Origin of the sequence: Mesorhizobium sp. M0491, from assembly GCF_040321265.1 — a bacterium.
Classification (GTDB): domain Bacteria; phylum Pseudomonadota; class Alphaproteobacteria; order Rhizobiales; family Rhizobiaceae; genus Mesorhizobium.
The window spans coordinates 1-16695 of record NZ_JAMYRE010000022.1 but is presented as its reverse complement, the minus strand read 5'-3'; the positions used below and the strand labels follow the sequence as shown (position 1 = coordinate 16695).

The window sequence follows — 16695 nt, the reverse complement described above, 5'->3', positions numbered from 1 at the left end:
ACTTGGAAAATGGCAGCGGCTTTGAGATTGCAACGTAGCATCAGGCCCTTTGCTCTTTCGGTTGTCATCGCGGTTATGCACGGAACGGTCAGATGGAATTGAAGACACAGCCCGGTTCACAAGGTTCCAAGCGCTTCCTCCGCGCAGGCCTGCTGATCGCTTGCACCGGGTTTTTCTCCTGGGTGCTTCTGGGTGTCTACCGCGGCTTCATCATCGATCCCCAATCGACGCTCCAGGGTCGCTTGGCCTCTATCCCCAGCGGGATAGCGTCAAGCTACCACGATCTGATTTTCATTTCGTCGCTGACGGCAGCAGCCCTGCTCCTGCTTTTCCTGGCAAAGGCCAGCCGCCTCTTCGGCGTCGTCGTGGTCATCACTTTCTATCTCGCCATCCTGATTTCGCTATGTTGGGGGTTTGCCAACATCAATCTCGTCAAAATGCTGAGCGAGCCGTTTACTTTCCAGTGGTTGATCTATGGCGACTTCCTGCAGAATGCCGACGCCAAGAACGCCATAGGTGACGCGCTCAACCCAAGGGATTTCGCATTCTCGTCGTTGTCCATAGTTCTGGCGCTGGTCTTGGGTTATGCGACAGCAGGGCTGTGCGTGCGGCTGGCGGGAACTGCTCGAGCGGTATTGCTGGGGACGCTTTTCCTGTGCGTCGGTGCTGGACTGGTCGGCACCGGGTACCATGTTCGGGCGACGGCCTTGCCAGAGGCAAAGGTTGCCAACCCTATCGTGTACTTTGTTGAATCGGCTCTGTTCAGTCCGACCCCCGTCGTTTTCGCCGTGAATACCGGGGTGGACGTTGACGTCGCCAGCGTTGGGGAACGTCCGGCGGAGACGTCCAGCTTCAAGGTGCAATCACCAAATCCGATAAAGAACGTGCTGGTTTTCATGATGGAATCGGTGCCATCCCGATACGTCGAGACGTTTGGTGGAAAGTATACTGTTACACCAAACATAAAGAGCTACTCAAGTGACTCGATACGCTTCGACAATATATATGCGCACACTCCCTCTACAAACTATTCGATATTTTCGTTGTTCAGCTCGATGTACAATGACATATCTTACTATGGAATGACCGCGAGCCATCCGGATCTGCCGCTGAGTTCAATATCCAACACTCTGACCGCAAGCGGCTTTCGCACCGGATTTTTCTGGAGTGCGGATTCACGGTTCCAGCGCGTGGATGAGTTTCTGCTCAACAAGGGGCTTGATGTCATTCAGGACTACCGTGGGCAGAAATGCGATATTCCCACATTCAAGCTCAGTTCCAAGGAATGGAAGAATTTCGACTACAACAGCGATCTCTGTACCGCTCAATCCGTCATCAACTGGGTGAATGAGGATGCCGAAAATCCCTTCTTCGCGGTGATGTTTACGGCGATGACCCATTACCCGTATCTCATCGACAGCCCGCTGTTTACGGCGATGAAAGAGATCCCCGACCTCTCTGACGGCTCGAAAGTTCACTATTCCGATGACGAGAAGTTCAACGCCTACCTCAACGCGCTGAAGGTCGGCGACCAGGCGCTGGGACAGATACTCGATTCACTCAAGCAGTCCGGCAAACTCGATTCGACGCTTGTGGTCATACTCGGCGACCACGGTGAAGCGTTTGGAGAGCATGGGAACTACGTTCATGCCAGTGCTCTCTACGAAGAAAATATCCATATCCCGCTTATCATGATCAACAAGCAGCTTTTCCATGATGACGTCGCACATGCTGTCGGTGGGATTATCGACATAGCCCCGACCATCCTCGATATACTCGGCCTTCCGCTTCCAAGATCCTGGCAGGGTCACAGCTTGTTCAGCGAGCAGCGGCCGAACAAGACATTCTTCTTCATTCCCTGGAGCGGTTTCCAATTCGGCTACCGCGAAGATGATCGAAAGGTCACCTTCAACGCGACCACCGGCAGCATCGAGGCGTATGACCTCAAGACGGATCCTACGGAAAAGGTCAACCTCATCAAGGCCGGCACCGGCGATCGCACCGCCATCCTGCAGCCGATCGCGGGATGGGTACAGTCGCAGAAGCGCCGCGTTGCCGATATGATCGCCGATGCGACGAAAGACGCGGCGCGTTGCAGCATTGCCAGCCTCGAGATCGACGCGGCCGGTACCAGCTTCGAGGGTTCCCCTCGGCTCGACGTGCTTGTCGACGGAAAGCCGGTTGGACAGGCGGACGTCCTGGGGACGGAAAGCACGGCGATCACAGCAGAATCGATCGTCGCGGAGTTGAAGGCAGCGTCCGCTCATACCGTACCATTTCGCTTCAATCTAAGCGCCGTGCCCAATCCGCGGAAAATCGAACTCCGCTATGCCAACGACTTGTGGGCGGGGCAGGGCAAGGCTGGCGATCGCAACCTGTTCGTCAAGAATATCAAGATAGACGGCCGAGTGGTGCCGAAGAGCAAGCTGCATGTCGACAACAAGACTGTAGGGTTCATCGATGACAGCGGGACCAGCATGTTCAACAGCGGCTCGCTGTGGGTCAGCGGTCCATTTGTCGAGGGGTGCATATAGCGGCATAGGCACTCTGGAGCGGGCCGCCACATCCAGCCACTTCCGGCGATAAGGATCGCCAGCCCTTTTTGTCGGCTGGAGAGAGCCTGGGGCAGTCGGCCCTGCCGGCGCCGGTTGCGGCGCTGAGCGTTTTATACATCGCAACATCCCTGACAGCCCGAGCGCCGGCTTCTGTTTGCCGCGGGCGCGAGTCCGTCGCGTATGCCGGTGTGCCGTTTGGCAAGGCTCCGTCTGCCAGCCGATCCGACAATCGAATTTCCTTCAAATTCGAGCGAAGAGTGAAAGGCTGCGTTCATTATGACGTTTGCACGAATTTTAATAAGTCTCTTCTAATATGACGGAACGATGTGAGTGGAAAACGACCACTCACGAGCGATTAGAAACGACGGATTCGAAGTATATTCTTCGCTTTCAATCACGTTGCATTACAGGGCAGGGAGCAGATGATGAGACAGTTTATGGAAAATCTGACCGGCAGAAAATATGCCTATGCTGTTGCTGCAATCGCATTGGCCTCGATGTTGTCAGGCTGCCAGACGATGGACACGACCAAGACCAGCTCAATCAACGGACGGATCGTTGATCAAGGTTTTGGCAAGAAGGTCCAGCACGTCAGGAAGCTCGATCGCGTCGGAAAGAAGGTTCTCTACCGCAAGCCGCTCACACAGACGACCATGGTGACGCGTACGAGGCAGGAGACCTATGCGGCCTTCGTGCGGCCGCAGCGGGTCGGCAGGCCGGCGACGGTGAAGGTCTCCTACAGCCCGGGCAATGGCGGCCCGTTCCTGGGTCATTCGCCCTGGATTTGCGGCCCGAGCGGTTTCGGCCAGCGCGCCAGCTGCCGTTCGCGTTACTAGACTGGAACATCGGACCTGAAGTGGCGGCCGATTTGATCGCCGTCTGGTCTTCGCCGGGGGGCGCCGTCGAGGGCGAGAGGTTTGGCGCGTTGCGCCTTGCCTCTTGCCCTCCGGGCGCCATCGGTCTGTTGGGCGGGAACCTTCAGGAAGTCCCGATCAGCTCATGATGGCCGGCCCGGGCGGAGCCAGCCGTCATTGTCACTGGGCGCCGGCTGTGGCCGCGCGACATAGGCCGATGCTCCATTCGCTTCGTGATAGACCCGTGCCAGCATTTCAGCCAGCACGCCCGACGTCACCATCTGCACCCCGGCGATGAGCAGGAAGAAGCCGGTGAACAGCATCGGGCGTGTTCCGATGTCCTCGGCGAAAAGCAGCTTCAGGCAAAGCAGGTAGGCAAGGATCAGCGAACCCAGCGCGCCAAGCACGATGCCGATGCCGCCGAAGAAGTGCCCGGGCCGTGTGCGATAGCGCATGAAGAAATACATGAACACCAGATCGAGCACGACCCTGAAGGTGCGCGAAATGCCGTATTTGGACTGGCCGTGGATGCGGGCATGGTGCGTCACCACCTCCTGCGCGATGCGTCTGGGTGTCGTCACCGTGGCCAGCCATGCCGGGATGAAGCGGTGCATCTCGCCATAGAGCTTGACGCTGCGGATGACGTTGCCGCGATAGACCTTCAGGCTGCAGCCATAGTCCTTGAGGCGCACCCCGGTGACGCGCGCGATCAGCGCGTTGGCAATGCGCGAGGGCAGCCTGCGCATGAAAAACCCTTCCTGGCGATCCTTGCGCCAGCCGACCACCAGGTCGAGATCCTCGCTCAACAGGCGGTAGACCATACGCGGAATGTCGAAGGGATCATTTTGCAGGTCGCTGTCGATCGTGGCGATGACGTCGCCGCGCGCCGCGTCGATGCCGGCCTGCATCGCGGCGGTCTGCTTGTAGTTGCGCACCAGCTCGACCGCATGCACATGCGGGCCGTAATGCGCCGCCAGGCGCCTGATCTCGCTCACCGTCGCGTCGGTACTGCCGTCATCGACCAGCACGACCTCCCATGGCTGCTCGTAGCGTTCCATAGCCTGGTGAATCCGTGCCAGCAGTGGCTCGACGTTTTCGGCTTCGTTGTACATGGGTACGACGATGGACAGTGTATGGTCCGGCATCACCGTGCCGTCAGGCAGTCCCGAAGCAGGGATGGGCAATACGCTCATAGGGATGGTTTCCTTGCAGGGCCGACGGCCGGGTTCCCCGGCAGCGTCGATTTCGAGGGAAACAGCCAGGCGATCGCACCCGTGGCGATTGCCGAGCAGAAGATGAACAGATGCAGTGCCAGCGCTGCCTGAAGGCCGCTCTTCATGGCAATGCCGGAGGTGAGCAGCGCCGCCGCTGCACCCGCCTCGTAGGTGCCGAAGCCGGCAACGCCTTGCACCGGCAGTATGGCGGCGCCTTCGGCCCCGACGACGCCTGGAAAGGCGGTCGAAAAGGATGTCCCCAGCAGCATTGCCAGCAACCATCCCTGTACGGTGAGCTTCAGCGACCAATTGGCGATCGTCCACCACCAGCCATAGCGCGATCGGCCGGTCGCCTCGGTGAAGACATCGCGCAGCCTGCCGAGTTTCGCCACGATCTTGCCGCGGCCTGCCCAGTCATGCGGCGCCCGCGCCCAGCGCGGCAGATACCAGGCGGCAGCGACCACCGCCGCCACGCCCGCGATCCTTGTCGCCGGATGCAGGCCCGGCCACACCACCAGGGCCAGCACGCCGACGACGAAGGCATCCTGCAGTCTGAACCACAGAAGCGAGGCGCTGGCGCGCATGATCGGTATGCCGAAGACCTGGCGCAGGAGCAGGGGAAAGGCCGTCTCGCCGCCGCGAAAGGGCACGACGTTGATCATTGCATTGTGGATCAGGATGATCCGCAGGCAGGCACCGAAACGGCCATGCACCTCGTCGCGGAACTCGTCGCAGACGCGCAGCGCGCGCAGCACGTAGGTGACGAACAGCGCAAGCGCCACCGCCGCGAAAGCGCCGGGCGTGATGCTCGCGAAAGCATCGCCCACCATCTTCCAGCGCGAGTCGCTGACGACCCACGCCAGCAGGGCCAGGCTCACGATTATTGAGGCAGCTCGTTTCAACAATTCAACAATTCCTGCGCAGGCTTGCGCTATCGGATTCCGTCGGCCGCGGCGTGCTGTATCTCAAAATCCGCAGCATTGGTAGCGGCCCAAGCCTTTCCGATCGATCGCATTGCCTGGCTTGCGAGCGCGCATCCGCGCAACTTCAGGCGGCCGCTGAACCTCCGGCATCGGCCTGCTTTCCGACCCGACTATGGCCTCGGTTTCATCGATGGCTGCTGATTAGGTCGGCCGGCTGTCCGGATCCATAAGCCCGATGCGCAATCGCGATGTTGCCGTCTTGATGGACAATGCGCGTGTCGCGAATAGTTGTTGCCCGCATGCTTTGCGGCGGTTGACACCGCCTTTCTCACGACTGTTAAATGGTTCGCGTGGCCGTCAAAGTGCTGACGCAGCCGCCTTGGACCGAATAGACATGCGAGTGCCAACTATGCCGACAGCTTTGATCAGATCGCTGCCGCTTGATGTCGGCCGTCGGCATCGCAAGGGGCCTCGGCGGTGTGCAAGTCTCAAGCAACTTGTGCTGCTCCTAGCTCTTTGCGGTCAGGTGGCTGTTTCGGGAGCGGCGCACGCGGCCGCCGCCAACGACAAAAGCACGGCGGAAGCCGGTACCGCCGCTGTTCCGACTGCTTACGAACTACAGCTTCTGTATGCCGGCCGCACATGGATATGGAAGGACGGAGCAGCTTATTTCGCGCGGGACAATCGACACCTCAGGGCCTGGACGTCCGGGCAGGGCACGGCAACCGTCGCGGAGGGCAGATGGCTGGTGACCAAGGACGGCAAGATGTGCATGGAGCTCGCCTGGCGATCGAAGAGCTACACCGGCGAGCCGCACCGCACCTGCTACAGCCATCGCATTCAGGGCCGGAACATCGAGCAACGCAAGGATCCGGACGGGGAATGGTACGGTTTCAAGCGATCTCCCGAGGATCCTTCCGACGAATACAAGAAATTCGAAGCAGGCGACACCAAGGGCGCGCAGTTCGAAGAGACCCGCAAGCTGGTCGATGCCAAGAAGTAGGCCATGCTTCCAGCCACGCTGAGCCAGTGGCCTGGCTGTTCTTGCCGTGCGCCTGTCGCGGAACCCGCGAATCGCCTATGGTTAAGCCTTAAGCGGCTCGGCAGGCGCGGTCGGCGCGCCGATCGCATCTAGTCGCATTCAATTGCATCAGCCAGACGACGAGACGATGGCCTGCCATACGGTTTTGATGAAATTTAATAATTAGTGATATCTAATATAGCGTGTGATGTGCGAGTGGTCACTCATGCGGCGTGAAAGCGGCCCAAGTATAGTATGTCGCAACGCGCCCTTGGCTTATACTTGATAGCAAGGGACAGAGGATGAGAAATTCCGCGAGCGTATTTTGCTCAAGCAAAAATGTCGTATCTATTGCCGCGGCCGTAGCGTTGAGCTCTATGGTTGCAGGTTGTCAAGGTATGGACGCAACTGAAACCGGTTCGGTCCTTATCAGGCCCATAGTCCACCCGGTCCGCAGTCAGCCCGCGGTCCAGCCCGTGCAGGCCACATTTCTCGTGCGCTCGCTCCGTGCCGACCATCCGATCCAGATGACAAGCACAATAGCAACTGAAAGTGCCTACGCCTTTGCACCACCGCAACGGATCAAAGCCAGCACGCCGGCGCCGGTGAAAATCTCGTTCAATCCGGGCGATGGCAGCACGTTCTCGGGCGGCTCGCCTTATATCTGCAGCCCTAGCGGATTTGGCCAGCGCGCGAGCTGTCACCCCCGCTATCTCTGACTCGTCGAGCGACGACCGACGCTGCCACCCTGGCTGGCGGCAGTTTCATTGGCTTGGTCTTCAGTCCGAAAAAGGGAGCGGCCGTCCTGACAATGGTGTCGATGTCTGAAAGCTCCGGCACAAAGCCAAGATGTTCGCGTGCGCTTCCCGGATCGGCGTAGAGCTCCGCCGGATCCCCAGGGCGTCGGCTCCTGAGCACTGCCGGAACCGGCCTCGACGTCATTCGGCCGACCGCCTTGACGATCTCCTTGATGGAGATGCCCCGCCCGGTGCCGAGATTGACCGCAAGACTTCGCCCGCCACCCTCGAGATAGATGAGCGCTTTCAGGTGAGCGCGGGCCAGATCGGTGACGTGGATATAATCCCTTACGCAGGTGCCGTCCGACGTGTCGTAGTCGGTGCCGAAAACCTCGATCGCGTCGATGATGCCCGATGCGGCCATGAGCACTCTGGGAACCAGATGGGTTTCCGGCGAATGCCACTCACCGAGCTCGCCGTCGGGATCGGCGCCACAAGCGTTGAAATAGCGCAGGATCGCAAATTTCATTCCATACGCGGATGCATAGTCGCCGATGATCTGTTCACCCATCAGCTTGGAGCGCCCGTAGGGGCTGATCGGATTTTGCGAGGAGGTCTCGCGAACGGGCAACGCTTCCGGCACGCCGTAGGTCGCACAACTGCTGGAGAAGATGATGTTTTCGATCGAACTCGCGCGTGCGGCATCGAGCACCGCGATGGTGCCTGTCACATTGGTCGAATAATATTCGGCCGGCTCGCGAACGGACTCTCCGACATAGGCCAGCGCCGCAAAATGGATCACGGCCGTCGGCCGGTACGTTTCCATAGCCCGCCGCAGTGCATCCTGATCCCGGATATCGCCGACGACAAGCGGACCCCAGCCGACGGATCTCTCATTGCCGCGGCTCAGATTGTCGAAAACCACCGGCATGTAGCCGGCGGCGGCCAGCTGCTTGCAGGTGTGACTGCCGATGAAACCGGCTCCACCCGTCACCAGGACTGCCGGCCGGCTCATGAAGCGGCAGCTCCTCTGGCGATGTGGCTTCCGTAAAGCAGGGCATCAAAATACTCGACGGTACGCGCGAGCCCCTGGCTCAAGCTGATTTTCGGCTCCCAGCCGAGATTGGCCTTGGCAAAGGAGATGTCCGGCTTGCGCTGCCTGGGATCGTCGACGGGCAGCGGCCGATGCACGATCTTCGATCGGGCGTTGGTGTAATCGACGACCAGCGTCGCCAGTTCCATGATGGTGAATTCGGCAGGGTTGCCGAGATTGACCGGGTGGGCGGGCGCGCTCGGCGCGTTCATCAGTCGGATAAAGCCCTCGATCAGATCGTCGGCATAGCAGAAAGAGCGCGTCTGTTGGCCGCTGCCATAGACGGTCAGGTCCTCGCCGCGCAGCGCCTGGACGATGAAGTTCGAAACCACACGCCCATCGTCGGGCTGCATGCGGCGACCATAGGTGTTGAAAATGCGGGCGACACGGATATCGAGGCCATAGGTCCTCGAATAATCGAAGAACAGGGTTTCGGCCGAGCGCTTGCCTTCATCGTAGCAGGAACGCGGTCCGTGCGTGTTGACGTTGCCGAAGTAGCTCTCGGGCTGTGGGTGCACGAAGGGATCGCCATAGACTTCGGATGTAGAGGCCTGGAATATCTTGGCCTTGTTCTGTCGCGCGAGTTCCAGAAGGTTCAGCGATCCAAGCACGCTTGTCTTGAAGGTGTGGATCGGGTCTGCCTGGTAGTGCGGCGGAGAGGCGGGGCAGGCGAGATTGTAGATCTCGTCGCATTGAAGATCCGAAGGCAATGCATCGACGATGTCGTGCTCGATGCAACTGAAGCGCGGATTATGCAGAAGGGTATTGAGATTGTATCTTTTGCCGGTGTGGAAATTGTCCAGCGCGACAACGTCGTATCCGTCCCGCAAAAGACGTTCGCACAGATGCGATCCTAAAAATCCCGCTCCTCCGGCGACAAGGGCGCGTGGTCGGCTTTGGTTGGCGCCCCTTTGGCTGCCGGATTCCAGTTTCAGAACCTTGACAAGCTTACTCATGCTTTCCTCATACGCACCGCACACGCTACCGCCGGGCCGGGACAAAGCATCGCCCGGCCACGTTCCTCAGAACGTGGCAAACCTCCGCATCTGCGGAACCGCCATCACTGATGTGCGTCAATTGTTCTTTGGCTTTCGCGAAGCTGGTGCGACTACACAACCTCCGTGCTGCCACTCAGCATTCTCTGCGCCCCGAAATCGCGATTACACGCTCGGTGTCACCATCGTCGATTGCTCGCCCAAATTGCACATCCCAACGCATCGAAAATATACCTGTGGAAATCATAGTCAACTAAATTAGATATTTCTTAACCATATCTGTTTGCGAATGGTTAATCACGGGCCGGTATCGGCCTCGAAGCTGAACCGGGAGATGTCCAGAGCAGTTCCTCATTTCGAATCAGCGTATTGGGTCGGTCGCTGGCCGTCGGCGCCACACGCTGTTCGTTATGTCGAATCAGCGCTTGGCAGCCAAGATCGCCATGGAGGAGGGGTTGCGCAATTCAGGGCGAGGTCGGGATGGATCCAGCCGAAAGTGGATTTAACGACCCAAGCGACGGGAAAATTTCAGATAGCAACGAGATTGCTGCCCGAAACCGCTCGGAGTGCAAATATAAATTCCAGGGCGCGAATATTCATACCATAGGGCTTGACCTATCGTAGGCACGCCGCAGCTGGCTATAGTTGGAAGAAGGGCAAGGGCTAAAGCTTTGTAAGCAAATTCATTCACAGGGACGAATTTTGACTTTATCCTCTTTTGGTGCCGCTGTTCATGATCTTTGCGCATCAAGGCCTCTGGTTCGCAAGGCGCACCGATGGCCCATTTCGCCGAAAAGCGCATGCGCGTGTTCATTTCATAGTGGAGGAGCGGTCATTTCGGCAACGAATTTTAAGCGCATAGGTAGAACTCCGCATTGGCGCCCGGCCACGCCGCCACCGGGTTGTTGCTTGCGCACGTCTAGCTCGATCGCCTGGGGTGGCGACTCGGCTGGCCATCGCCTTTTGATCGTTGGGGCGCTATTGGCAAGGTCACGATGGAATGTGGTGATGTGAATGCGCTTTCTGTTTGTCCTGATCCTGCTCGTCGGCGCCGGCATTGGTGTCGTCTATCCCTGGGCGATGAGCAATTTCTCCGGCCATCAGATCGGCACCTGGCGGGTCTATGAGCAGGGCCGCTTCAAGCCGCTGACGGTGCCGCTCTCCGGCCGCGACGCGCCGGTGCGGGTGCTGGTCGACCTGACCGCAAGAGCAGAGCGCATCGTCTCGCAGCAGCGCACCGTGCTGACGCTGACCGCTGCAAGCAATGGCCGCACGGTGCTCGCCTCGACGCTGCAGTTCAACCATTCCGACAATCCTCGCCAGGCTAGCCCGCAACTGCCCGACAAGATCTTTCGCGACGAGGCCGGCGTGATCGCGACCGTCAGCCCAGGCCCCTATACCTTCACCGTTGGACCTGGTGATGCCGACGACATACCGATGCGGGCGGTCGATCTCATCCTGCGCTCCGGCGCCGGGGAGATCGACAGCCGTGCACGGCCGGTCGGCTTCGCGCTGATGGCGATCGGCCTGATCGGATTTTTGCTGACCTTGCGCACTCGTGGCGGCCGGCCGGAAAATCCGAACTCGCAGCCGCCACCGCCGCGCTGGGGCAGGGGCTGATGCATGTCGCCCAAAAGTGTGCAGCGGTTTTGGGACAACGACATGCATAACGGCACAAAACCATGAACTACCGCCACGCCTATCATGCCGGAAATTTCGCTGACGTCGTCAAGCATGTCGTGCTGACACGCTTGCTCGAGTATCTGAAGCAGAAGGACAAGGCGTTTCGGGTCGTCGACACCCATGCCGGCATTGGCCGCTACGACCTGTCGTCCGTCGAGGCGCAGAAGACGGGTGAATGGCAAGGCGGCATCGGCAGGCTGATCGATGCCTCGTTTGCCGCGCCGGTGGCGGTGCTGCTCGCGCCTTATCTGGAGACAATACGGTCGCTCAACCCCGAGGGTGGCATCCAGAAGTACCCGGGCTCGCCGTTGATTGCGCGCCATCTCATGCGCAAGCAGGATCGGCTGACGGCGATCGAGCTGCACCCCAAGGATGCCGCGAGGCTGAGGACGTTCTTTGCCGGCGATTTCCAGGCCCGGATCACCGAGCTCGATGGCTGGCTGGCGCTCGGCGCCTATCTGCCGCCGAAGGAAAAGCGCGGCCTTGTCCTCATCGATCCGCCATTCGAGGAAGCGGGTGAGTTCGAACGCCTCGTCGACGGGCTCATAAGGGCGCACAAGCGGTGGCCCGGCGGCATCTACGCGCTCTGGTATCCGATCAAGGACCGCAAGGCGATCATCGCCTTCCGCAAGGCGCTGAAGCAATCCGGCATTCCGAAGCTGCTCGACATCGAATTCGAGATCAGGCCGGCCTCTTCGGAACCCAGCCTCGACGGCAGCGGTCTGCTGGTGGTCAACCCGCCGTTCACGCTGGAGGGCGAGCTGCGGATGCTGCTGCCGGCCCTGCACAGGCTGCTTGCGGTGGGGCGGCCGGCGCACTGGTCGTTGGAATGGCTGGCCGGCGAGCAGGCTTGAGGCGGGCTCATCGATGACCCAGGGACCGTGCTCTCTTGGGTCTGGATATGAACGTGCCAGAGCCATTCCGGTGCGTGCAAACTCGGCTTTGGTCAAAAAGCGGTTTCAAACTGGGAAACCATTGTCAACGCAACCGCTTGACCGCCGCCGAGCGAATCCGCACAGTGCGCGCAATCGACCTTGAGAGGCTGCCATGACTCGCTTCGCCAAATCTGCCCTTGCCGCCCTGATTTCGCTCTGCACCCCGCTTGCCGCGCCTCTCGGTATCACCCAGACTGTGCAGGCCGCCGATCTTACGGTCTATTCCGATGAAGACAGCGGAGTCTGCGGTCAGCCCTGGGTACTGAACAAGATCACCAGCCGCTTTTCCTATCAGGTGCATCACGTGCCGCATCTGCCTGACGTGCAGATCACCGATTTCCGGCGCATCCACCAGCATCGCTATCTGGCGGCCAACGATACCTGGCCGATCGGTCGCCGTTATTGCGGCGCCACCGTCAGTCTGTCCGACGGCCGCGATCGCACCATCTGGTACCTGATCGAGGAAGGCCAGGGCTTTGCCTCGATCGGCGACAATGTCGAATTTTGCGTCTCGGGCTTCGATCGCTGGATGGTCTACAACGGCCGCTGCCGCATTCTGCGCTAAACCCGGTCTCCCCTTCCAATCTCTTTCGCGCCTGTGGCTTGATGGCTGCAGGCGTTTTTCGTGCCGCGTTGACAGCAGGTGCGATCCGTCGCATAGGTATGAGACAGACCTGTCTCACTACTAGGTAGCCTCCATGACGTCATCGTCCGCTTCCGGCAAGCGCCAGCACGTCGTTGAAACGGCCTACGTGCTGTTCAAGCGCGCCGGCTTCCATGCCACGGGTATCGACCGGATTATCGCCGAAGCGGATGTGGCCAAGATGACGATGTATCGCCACTTTCCCAGCAAGGATGAACTGATCGTCGAGGTGCTCGACTATCGCGCTATGCGTTTCGACCGCCAACTCGCCCGGCTCACCCAAGAGGACGTTCCGCCGGAGCAGAAAATCGGAAGAATCTTCGACTGGCATGGGCGCTGGTTCCGCAGCCCGGATTTCCATGGCTGTCTGTTCGCACATGCGCTGGCCGAGTTCGGCGATCCCGGGCATCCGGTTTTCAAGGCCGTTGTCAGGCAGAAGAACGGCCTCAAGCGGCGCATGCGGTCTATCCTCGAAGATATGATGCCGCGCGGCCGCGCCGAGAGCGTGGCGGCGACGCTGCTTATGCTGATCGAAGGTGCGACCTTGCTGGCGCAGATGGGGCAGGCCGACGCCGCCATTCGCGACGCCCGCAAGGCGGCCATGGGCATCGTCGCTGCTTCGCGCAGGCCGCAATGAGCCCGCTGGTCATCGGGCTCGCATTGTTTGCGGCGATCCTGCACGCAAGCTGGAACGCGTTCCTGCGCACGGGGGCCGACAGGCTGTGGACCGTCACCGTCATGAGCTTTTCAAGCACGGCGCTCGCCATCCCCTTCGCCTTCTTCCACGACCTTCCGGCCGCGCCGGCCTGGTCCTATATCGTGCTCTCGGCCTGCCTGCAGGTTGGCTACAGCTTGTTTCTCGTGGCCGCCTACAGATATGGCGAACTGGGGCAGGTCTATCCGATCGTTCGCGGCAGCGTGCCGCTGCTTGTCACGCTCGGCGGGTTCTTCCTGGCCAACCAGCAGCTCACTCTGCCGCAGACCGTCGGCGTCGCGCTGGTCGCTGGCGGCATCATGGGCCTTTCACTCGGACGGGGCAGGGCCGCCACGACATCGATATTCTATGCATTGGCAACGGGAGCGATCATCGCCGCCTATGCGACGGTCGATGCGCTCGGCGTTCGGGCGGCGGGAAACGCCGGCGCCTACACTGCATGGGTCCTGCTGATCTACGGCGCGTTGCTGCCGGCGGCCTTCGTCGCCTGCCGTGGCCGGCTCATAGTCGACCTCCGGGCGCCGGAAACCTGGAAGGCGCTGGGCGGGGGCCTGTTTGCACTTCTGGCCTACGGTGTCGTGGTCGCGGCCTTCGCGCTCGGACCAGCAGGTCCGATCACCGCGATCCGCGAAACCAGCGTCGTCTTCGCGGCCTTCATCGGACGCCTGTTCCTCGGCGAGGTGCTGACGCCGCGGCGGGTCGGCGCCTGCGCCATCGTCGCGCTCGGCGCCATCTGCCTCGGCTATCAGCCGTGACGGAACTGCGGATCGCGCAGGATTGCCCGGTCACCACGCTATTTCCTGCGCGGCGCCGCCTCGGCCTGGTCGAGGATCTTGCGCAGGAATGCGGCGTGGCCGCGGAACGCGCGCCGTCCACTCATCGTCGCCCTGACGCGCGTCTGCGGCCGGCGGCCGACGAACAGCTTTTCGATGTCGACATAACCGGCCCTGGCCAGCGTATCGAGGTGCGCGCCGAGATTGCCGTCGGTGACGTCCACGATGGCCTTCAGCCCGGTGAAGTCCAGCGTTTGACGTCTTTCCAGCATGCTCAGCGCGGCCATGATCCTGAGCCGAGTGCTCTGGTGGATGATTTCGTCGGCACTCATCGATTGGCTCCGGCGCAGCCAAGCCGGAGGCCACGGACAACCATGCTGCCGCCGTGGCGGACCGTCTTGGCAATCTGGAACGGCGGCAGCGCCGTTTGCCTCTGTGCGATCGACATCGAAGTACTCCCCATGCTGTGCAGAATACTCTGTTACGTAGAGTTATCTGTCAATTCACGAGCAAGCCGGTCTGCGATCGTGCTTGACAAGACGATGCATCGACCGGCTGTCGCGTTGCAGTATAGATCGTCCGCCTGCACGAGATGATCGCACCGATGAGGCGGCGGTCATGATATCGGCGGCCGACGATCGACACGCAAAGCTGTTCACTGATCTTGGGAGCTTCACGAGAGGAGCGGTCCCGCGGAGTGCGGAGAATGTCGGCGACACATTCTAGCCATTGGTCGAAGATCAGCAGTGAATTTCTGCGACGATCAGCACGACCATGTGCCGATCGTAACCGAAATTTAAGCTGCGAAAATCAGTCTATTGCTTCGCTGGCTAGCAAGCCGCGAGTCAGATATGCATGAGCGCGCCGGGTCATTACGGCCGTCGGCACAAAGGAAGGGGCATCGCATGGCTAAGCAGTCATCCAAAGCGCCGGCGTCCAAGGCACCGGCAAAGAAAGCACCCGCAAAAGCAGCGACGGCAAAGGTCGCAGCTGCAGTGAAGAAAGCAGCACCCGCTGCCAAGCCGAAGGCCGCGGCGGCCAAGGCAAAAGCAGCACCGGCCAAGAAGCCGGCAGCGAAAGCTGCTGCGAAACCGGCAGTGAAGAAGGCAGCACCCGCCAAGGCAGCGGCAAAGCCGGCGGCGAAGGCGGCACCAGCCAAGAAGCCTGCAGCGAAGGCCGCCGCGAAACCCGCAGCGAAGAAGGCAGCGCCTGCAAAGAAACCGGCTGCCAAGGCTGCACCTGCCAAGGCTGCACCTGCCAAGAAGCCGGCTGCGAAGGCTGCACCGGCAAAGAAGGCAGCGGCAGCGAAATCTTCAGCACCGGTGAAGAAAGCGGCACCTGCGGCCAAGCCGAAGGCAGCGCCCGCGAAGGCCGGCAAGAAGTAGTCGCGTCTGCCCTCGCCGGGGCGGTGCCAAAACAGTCAAGGGCGGGTGCCTGACAGGCGCCCCGCTCGCTGTTTAGGCAGTCGGAAGGCGAGAACAGAGGCGGACGGAGGATATCTTTTCGCAGCTCCCAGGACTTCGCCATAGGGCGAAGTCCGGTGGGGCTTTTTTTGTGTCATTCATGCGGGTGATGAAATATCGGCGCGAGGCTCTTCGGTCTTGCCTGTCGGCTGAGCGATCCCTGCGATTCCGGCAACTCGGCGACCATGGTGATGAAGCGCCGTCTTCACGGAGCGCTCGCTAAACGGCCCTGGCCGATGCGCCGCTCGCTGGCGGCTGGGTTTTCCGCTTCTGGCCATTGCTCGATCGCGCCTGATCGGTCAACACTGCCGGCCTGCAAAACAGGAAACCGATCATGCCCAGACTGCTCTATGCGTCCACCTCTCCCTACAGTTCCAAAGTGCGCATGGCCGCAGCCTATGCCGGCATCGACATCGAAACGGTGGCGGTCAAAACCGAGGACAAACCGGCCGAACTGGTCGACGCCAACCCGCTCGGCAAGATCCCGGTTCTGGTGCTCGACGACGGTCGCTCCATCCATGACAGTCGCGCCATCACCCAGCATCTCAACCGTTTGTCGAAGAACGCGCTTTTTCCACGCAATCCCGACAAGCGGCTCGAGGCGGAAGTGCTGGAGGCATTGGCCGACGGCATTTGCGACTGCGCGCTGTCGATGGTCTATGAACGGCGCACGCGGCCCGAGGAGATGGTCTATCAGCCTTGGCTCGATCGCCAGTGGGCGAAGATCACGGCGGCACTCGACCTGCTCAACGCCAACCCGCCGAAGCTGCCGAAGAAGATCACCGCCGGCCAGATGGCGCTGCGCGCCTGCCTTGGCTATCTCTCGCTGCGCTTTGCCGGAAAATGGGAAAAGGGCCGCGCCCGGCTGACACGGTGGGCTGCGCGCTTCGACGAGAAGTTTCCAGAGCTGAAGCCCTGCATTCCCGGTTGATAGCCGATTGCCCCGGGATTGATTTCCCGATCACCCGGGAAAATCACTCAGACACAAAAAAAGCCGGGCGCGAGGCCTAATGCAGTTCACTTAGGCACCTTCAGTGTTCTGACAGGATATTTGGCTGGTAGCTTTTTGACGACACGGGGGCATGATCGCC

The 16695-nt window shown here is 60.5% G+C and carries 15 protein-coding genes; 10 read left to right on the top strand and 5 right to left on the bottom strand.

Annotation, left to right across the window (positions count from 1 at the left end):
• Nucleotides 1-92: 92 nt before the first annotated feature.
• Together NKI69_RS25150 and NKI69_RS25145 are read left to right on the top strand one after the other, a co-directional pair.
• A complete protein-coding gene (locus NKI69_RS25150; RefSeq protein ID WP_352722762.1) occupies nt 93-2534 on the top strand; it encodes a sulfatase-like hydrolase/transferase in 2442 nt (813 codons plus the stop codon).
• Nucleotides 2535-2992: 458 nt separating this feature from the next.
• The gene (locus NKI69_RS25145; RefSeq protein ID WP_352722761.1) at nt 2993-3391 is read left to right on the top strand and encodes a hypothetical protein; all 399 of its coding nucleotides are present in this window, start codon (nt 2993-2995) and stop codon (nt 3389-3391) included.
• 161 nt (nt 3392-3552) lie between these two features.
• On the opposite strand, the gene NKI69_RS25140 is transcribed toward NKI69_RS25145, so the two are convergent.
• Nucleotides 3553-4554: a glycosyltransferase family 2 protein gene (locus NKI69_RS25140; RefSeq protein WP_352722786.1), complete on the bottom strand. Its 1002-nt coding sequence runs from the start codon at nt 4552-4554 to the stop codon at nt 3553-3555.
• Between the two features lie 44 nt (nt 4555-4598).
• A complete protein-coding gene (locus NKI69_RS25135) occupies nt 4599-5525 on the bottom strand; it encodes a lysylphosphatidylglycerol synthase domain-containing protein (protein ID WP_031213747.1) in 927 nt (308 codons plus the stop codon).
• Between the two features lie 547 nt (nt 5526-6072).
• On the opposite strand from NKI69_RS25135, the gene NKI69_RS25130 reads away from it, so the two are divergent.
• Complete coding sequence (locus NKI69_RS25130; protein WP_352442186.1) at nt 6073-6549, top strand: DUF995 domain-containing protein; 477 nt, start codon at nt 6073-6075, stop codon at nt 6547-6549.
• Between the two features lie 690 nt (nt 6550-7239).
• On the opposite strand, the gene galE is transcribed toward NKI69_RS25130, so the two are convergent.
• Nucleotides 7240-8319, bottom strand: coding sequence for a UDP-glucose 4-epimerase GalE (galE, locus tag NKI69_RS25125; RefSeq protein ID WP_352442187.1), 1080 nt, complete (start codon nt 8317-8319; stop codon nt 7240-7242).
• Complete coding sequence (locus NKI69_RS25120) at nt 8316-9353, bottom strand: UDP-glucuronic acid decarboxylase family protein (protein WP_352442188.1); 1038 nt, start codon at nt 9351-9353, stop codon at nt 8316-8318. The genes galE and NKI69_RS25120 overlap by 4 nt, the downstream gene beginning before the upstream one ends.
• A 1053-nt stretch (nt 9354-10406) precedes the next feature.
• On the opposite strand from NKI69_RS25120, the gene NKI69_RS25115 reads away from it, so the two are divergent.
• The 5 genes from NKI69_RS25115 (at nt 10407) to NKI69_RS25095 (ending at nt 14123) form a co-directional block, all read left to right on the top strand.
• Nucleotides 10407-11012, top strand: coding sequence for a hypothetical protein (locus tag NKI69_RS25115; protein ID WP_023813786.1), 606 nt, complete (start codon nt 10407-10409; stop codon nt 11010-11012).
• Between the two features lie 62 nt (nt 11013-11074).
• Complete coding sequence (locus tag NKI69_RS25110) at nt 11075-11929, top strand: 23S rRNA (adenine(2030)-N(6))-methyltransferase RlmJ (RefSeq protein ID WP_352722760.1); 855 nt, start codon at nt 11075-11077, stop codon at nt 11927-11929.
• 193 nt (nt 11930-12122) lie between these two features.
• Nucleotides 12123-12575 (top strand): hypothetical protein, encoded by a 453-nt coding sequence (locus NKI69_RS25105; protein ID WP_023813788.1) that lies wholly within the window; start codon nt 12123-12125, stop codon nt 12573-12575.
• A 133-nt stretch (nt 12576-12708) separates the two neighbouring features.
• Nucleotides 12709-13290 carry a TetR/AcrR family transcriptional regulator gene (locus NKI69_RS25100; RefSeq protein WP_023813789.1) on the top strand — a complete coding sequence of 194 codons (582 nt, stop codon included), beginning with the start codon at nt 12709-12711 and terminating at the stop codon, nt 13288-13290.
• On the top strand, nt 13287-14123 hold the full coding sequence (locus tag NKI69_RS25095; protein WP_023813790.1) for an EamA family transporter: 837 nt from the start codon (nt 13287-13289) through the stop codon (nt 14121-14123). The genes NKI69_RS25100 and NKI69_RS25095 overlap by 4 nt, the downstream gene beginning before the upstream one ends.
• Before the next feature lie 38 nt (nt 14124-14161).
• Here the strand turns inward: NKI69_RS25095 and NKI69_RS25090 are convergent, their stop codons facing one another.
• Entirely contained in the window at nt 14162-14473 is a 312-nt protein-coding gene (locus NKI69_RS25090; protein ID WP_023813791.1) for a transcriptional regulator, read from the bottom strand.
• Nucleotides 14474-15046: 573 nt separating this feature from the next.
• Between NKI69_RS25090 and NKI69_RS25085 the strand changes: the two genes are divergently transcribed.
• Nucleotides 15047-15526 (top strand): histone, encoded by a 480-nt coding sequence (locus NKI69_RS25085; RefSeq protein WP_081734982.1) that lies wholly within the window; start codon nt 15047-15049, stop codon nt 15524-15526.
• 412 nt (nt 15527-15938) lie between these two features.
• On the top strand, nt 15939-16535 hold the full coding sequence (locus NKI69_RS25080; protein ID WP_031213750.1) for a glutathione S-transferase family protein: 597 nt from the start codon (nt 15939-15941) through the stop codon (nt 16533-16535).
• Nucleotides 16536-16695 lie beyond the last annotated feature (160 nt).

Coding starts and splice junctions, on each gene's coding strand:
- NKI69_RS25145 (WP_352722761.1), top strand. CDS start 2,993: ATGGAAAATCTGACCGGCAGAAAATATGCCTATGCTGTTGCTGCAATC.
- NKI69_RS25100 (WP_023813789.1), top strand. CDS start 12,709: ATGACGTCATCGTCCGCTTCCGGCAAGCGCCAGCACGTCGTTGAAACG.
- NKI69_RS25115 (WP_023813786.1), top strand. CDS start 10,407: ATGCGCTTTCTGTTTGTCCTGATCCTGCTCGTCGGCGCCGGCATTGGT.
- NKI69_RS25150 (WP_352722762.1), top strand. CDS start 93: ATGGAATTGAAGACACAGCCCGGTTCACAAGGTTCCAAGCGCTTCCTC.
- NKI69_RS25140 (WP_352722786.1), bottom strand. CDS start 4,554: ATGCCGGACCATACACTGTCCATCGTCGTACCCATGTACAACGAAGCC.
- NKI69_RS25110 (WP_352722760.1), top strand. CDS start 11,075: ATGAACTACCGCCACGCCTATCATGCCGGAAATTTCGCTGACGTCGTC.
- galE (WP_352442187.1), bottom strand. CDS start 8,319: ATGAGCCGGCCGGCAGTCCTGGTGACGGGTGGAGCCGGTTTCATCGGC.
- NKI69_RS25080 (WP_031213750.1), top strand. CDS start 15,939: ATGCCCAGACTGCTCTATGCGTCCACCTCTCCCTACAGTTCCAAAGTG.
- NKI69_RS25085 (WP_081734982.1), top strand. CDS start 15,047: ATGGCTAAGCAGTCATCCAAAGCGCCGGCGTCCAAGGCACCGGCAAAG.
- NKI69_RS25105 (WP_023813788.1), top strand. CDS start 12,123: ATGACTCGCTTCGCCAAATCTGCCCTTGCCGCCCTGATTTCGCTCTGC.
- NKI69_RS25120 (WP_352442188.1), bottom strand. CDS start 9,353: ATGAGTAAGCTTGTCAAGGTTCTGAAACTGGAATCCGGCAGCCAAAGG.
- NKI69_RS25090 (WP_023813791.1), bottom strand. CDS start 14,473: ATGAGTGCCGACGAAATCATCCACCAGAGCACTCGGCTCAGGATCATG.
- NKI69_RS25095 (WP_023813790.1), top strand. CDS start 13,287: ATGAGCCCGCTGGTCATCGGGCTCGCATTGTTTGCGGCGATCCTGCAC.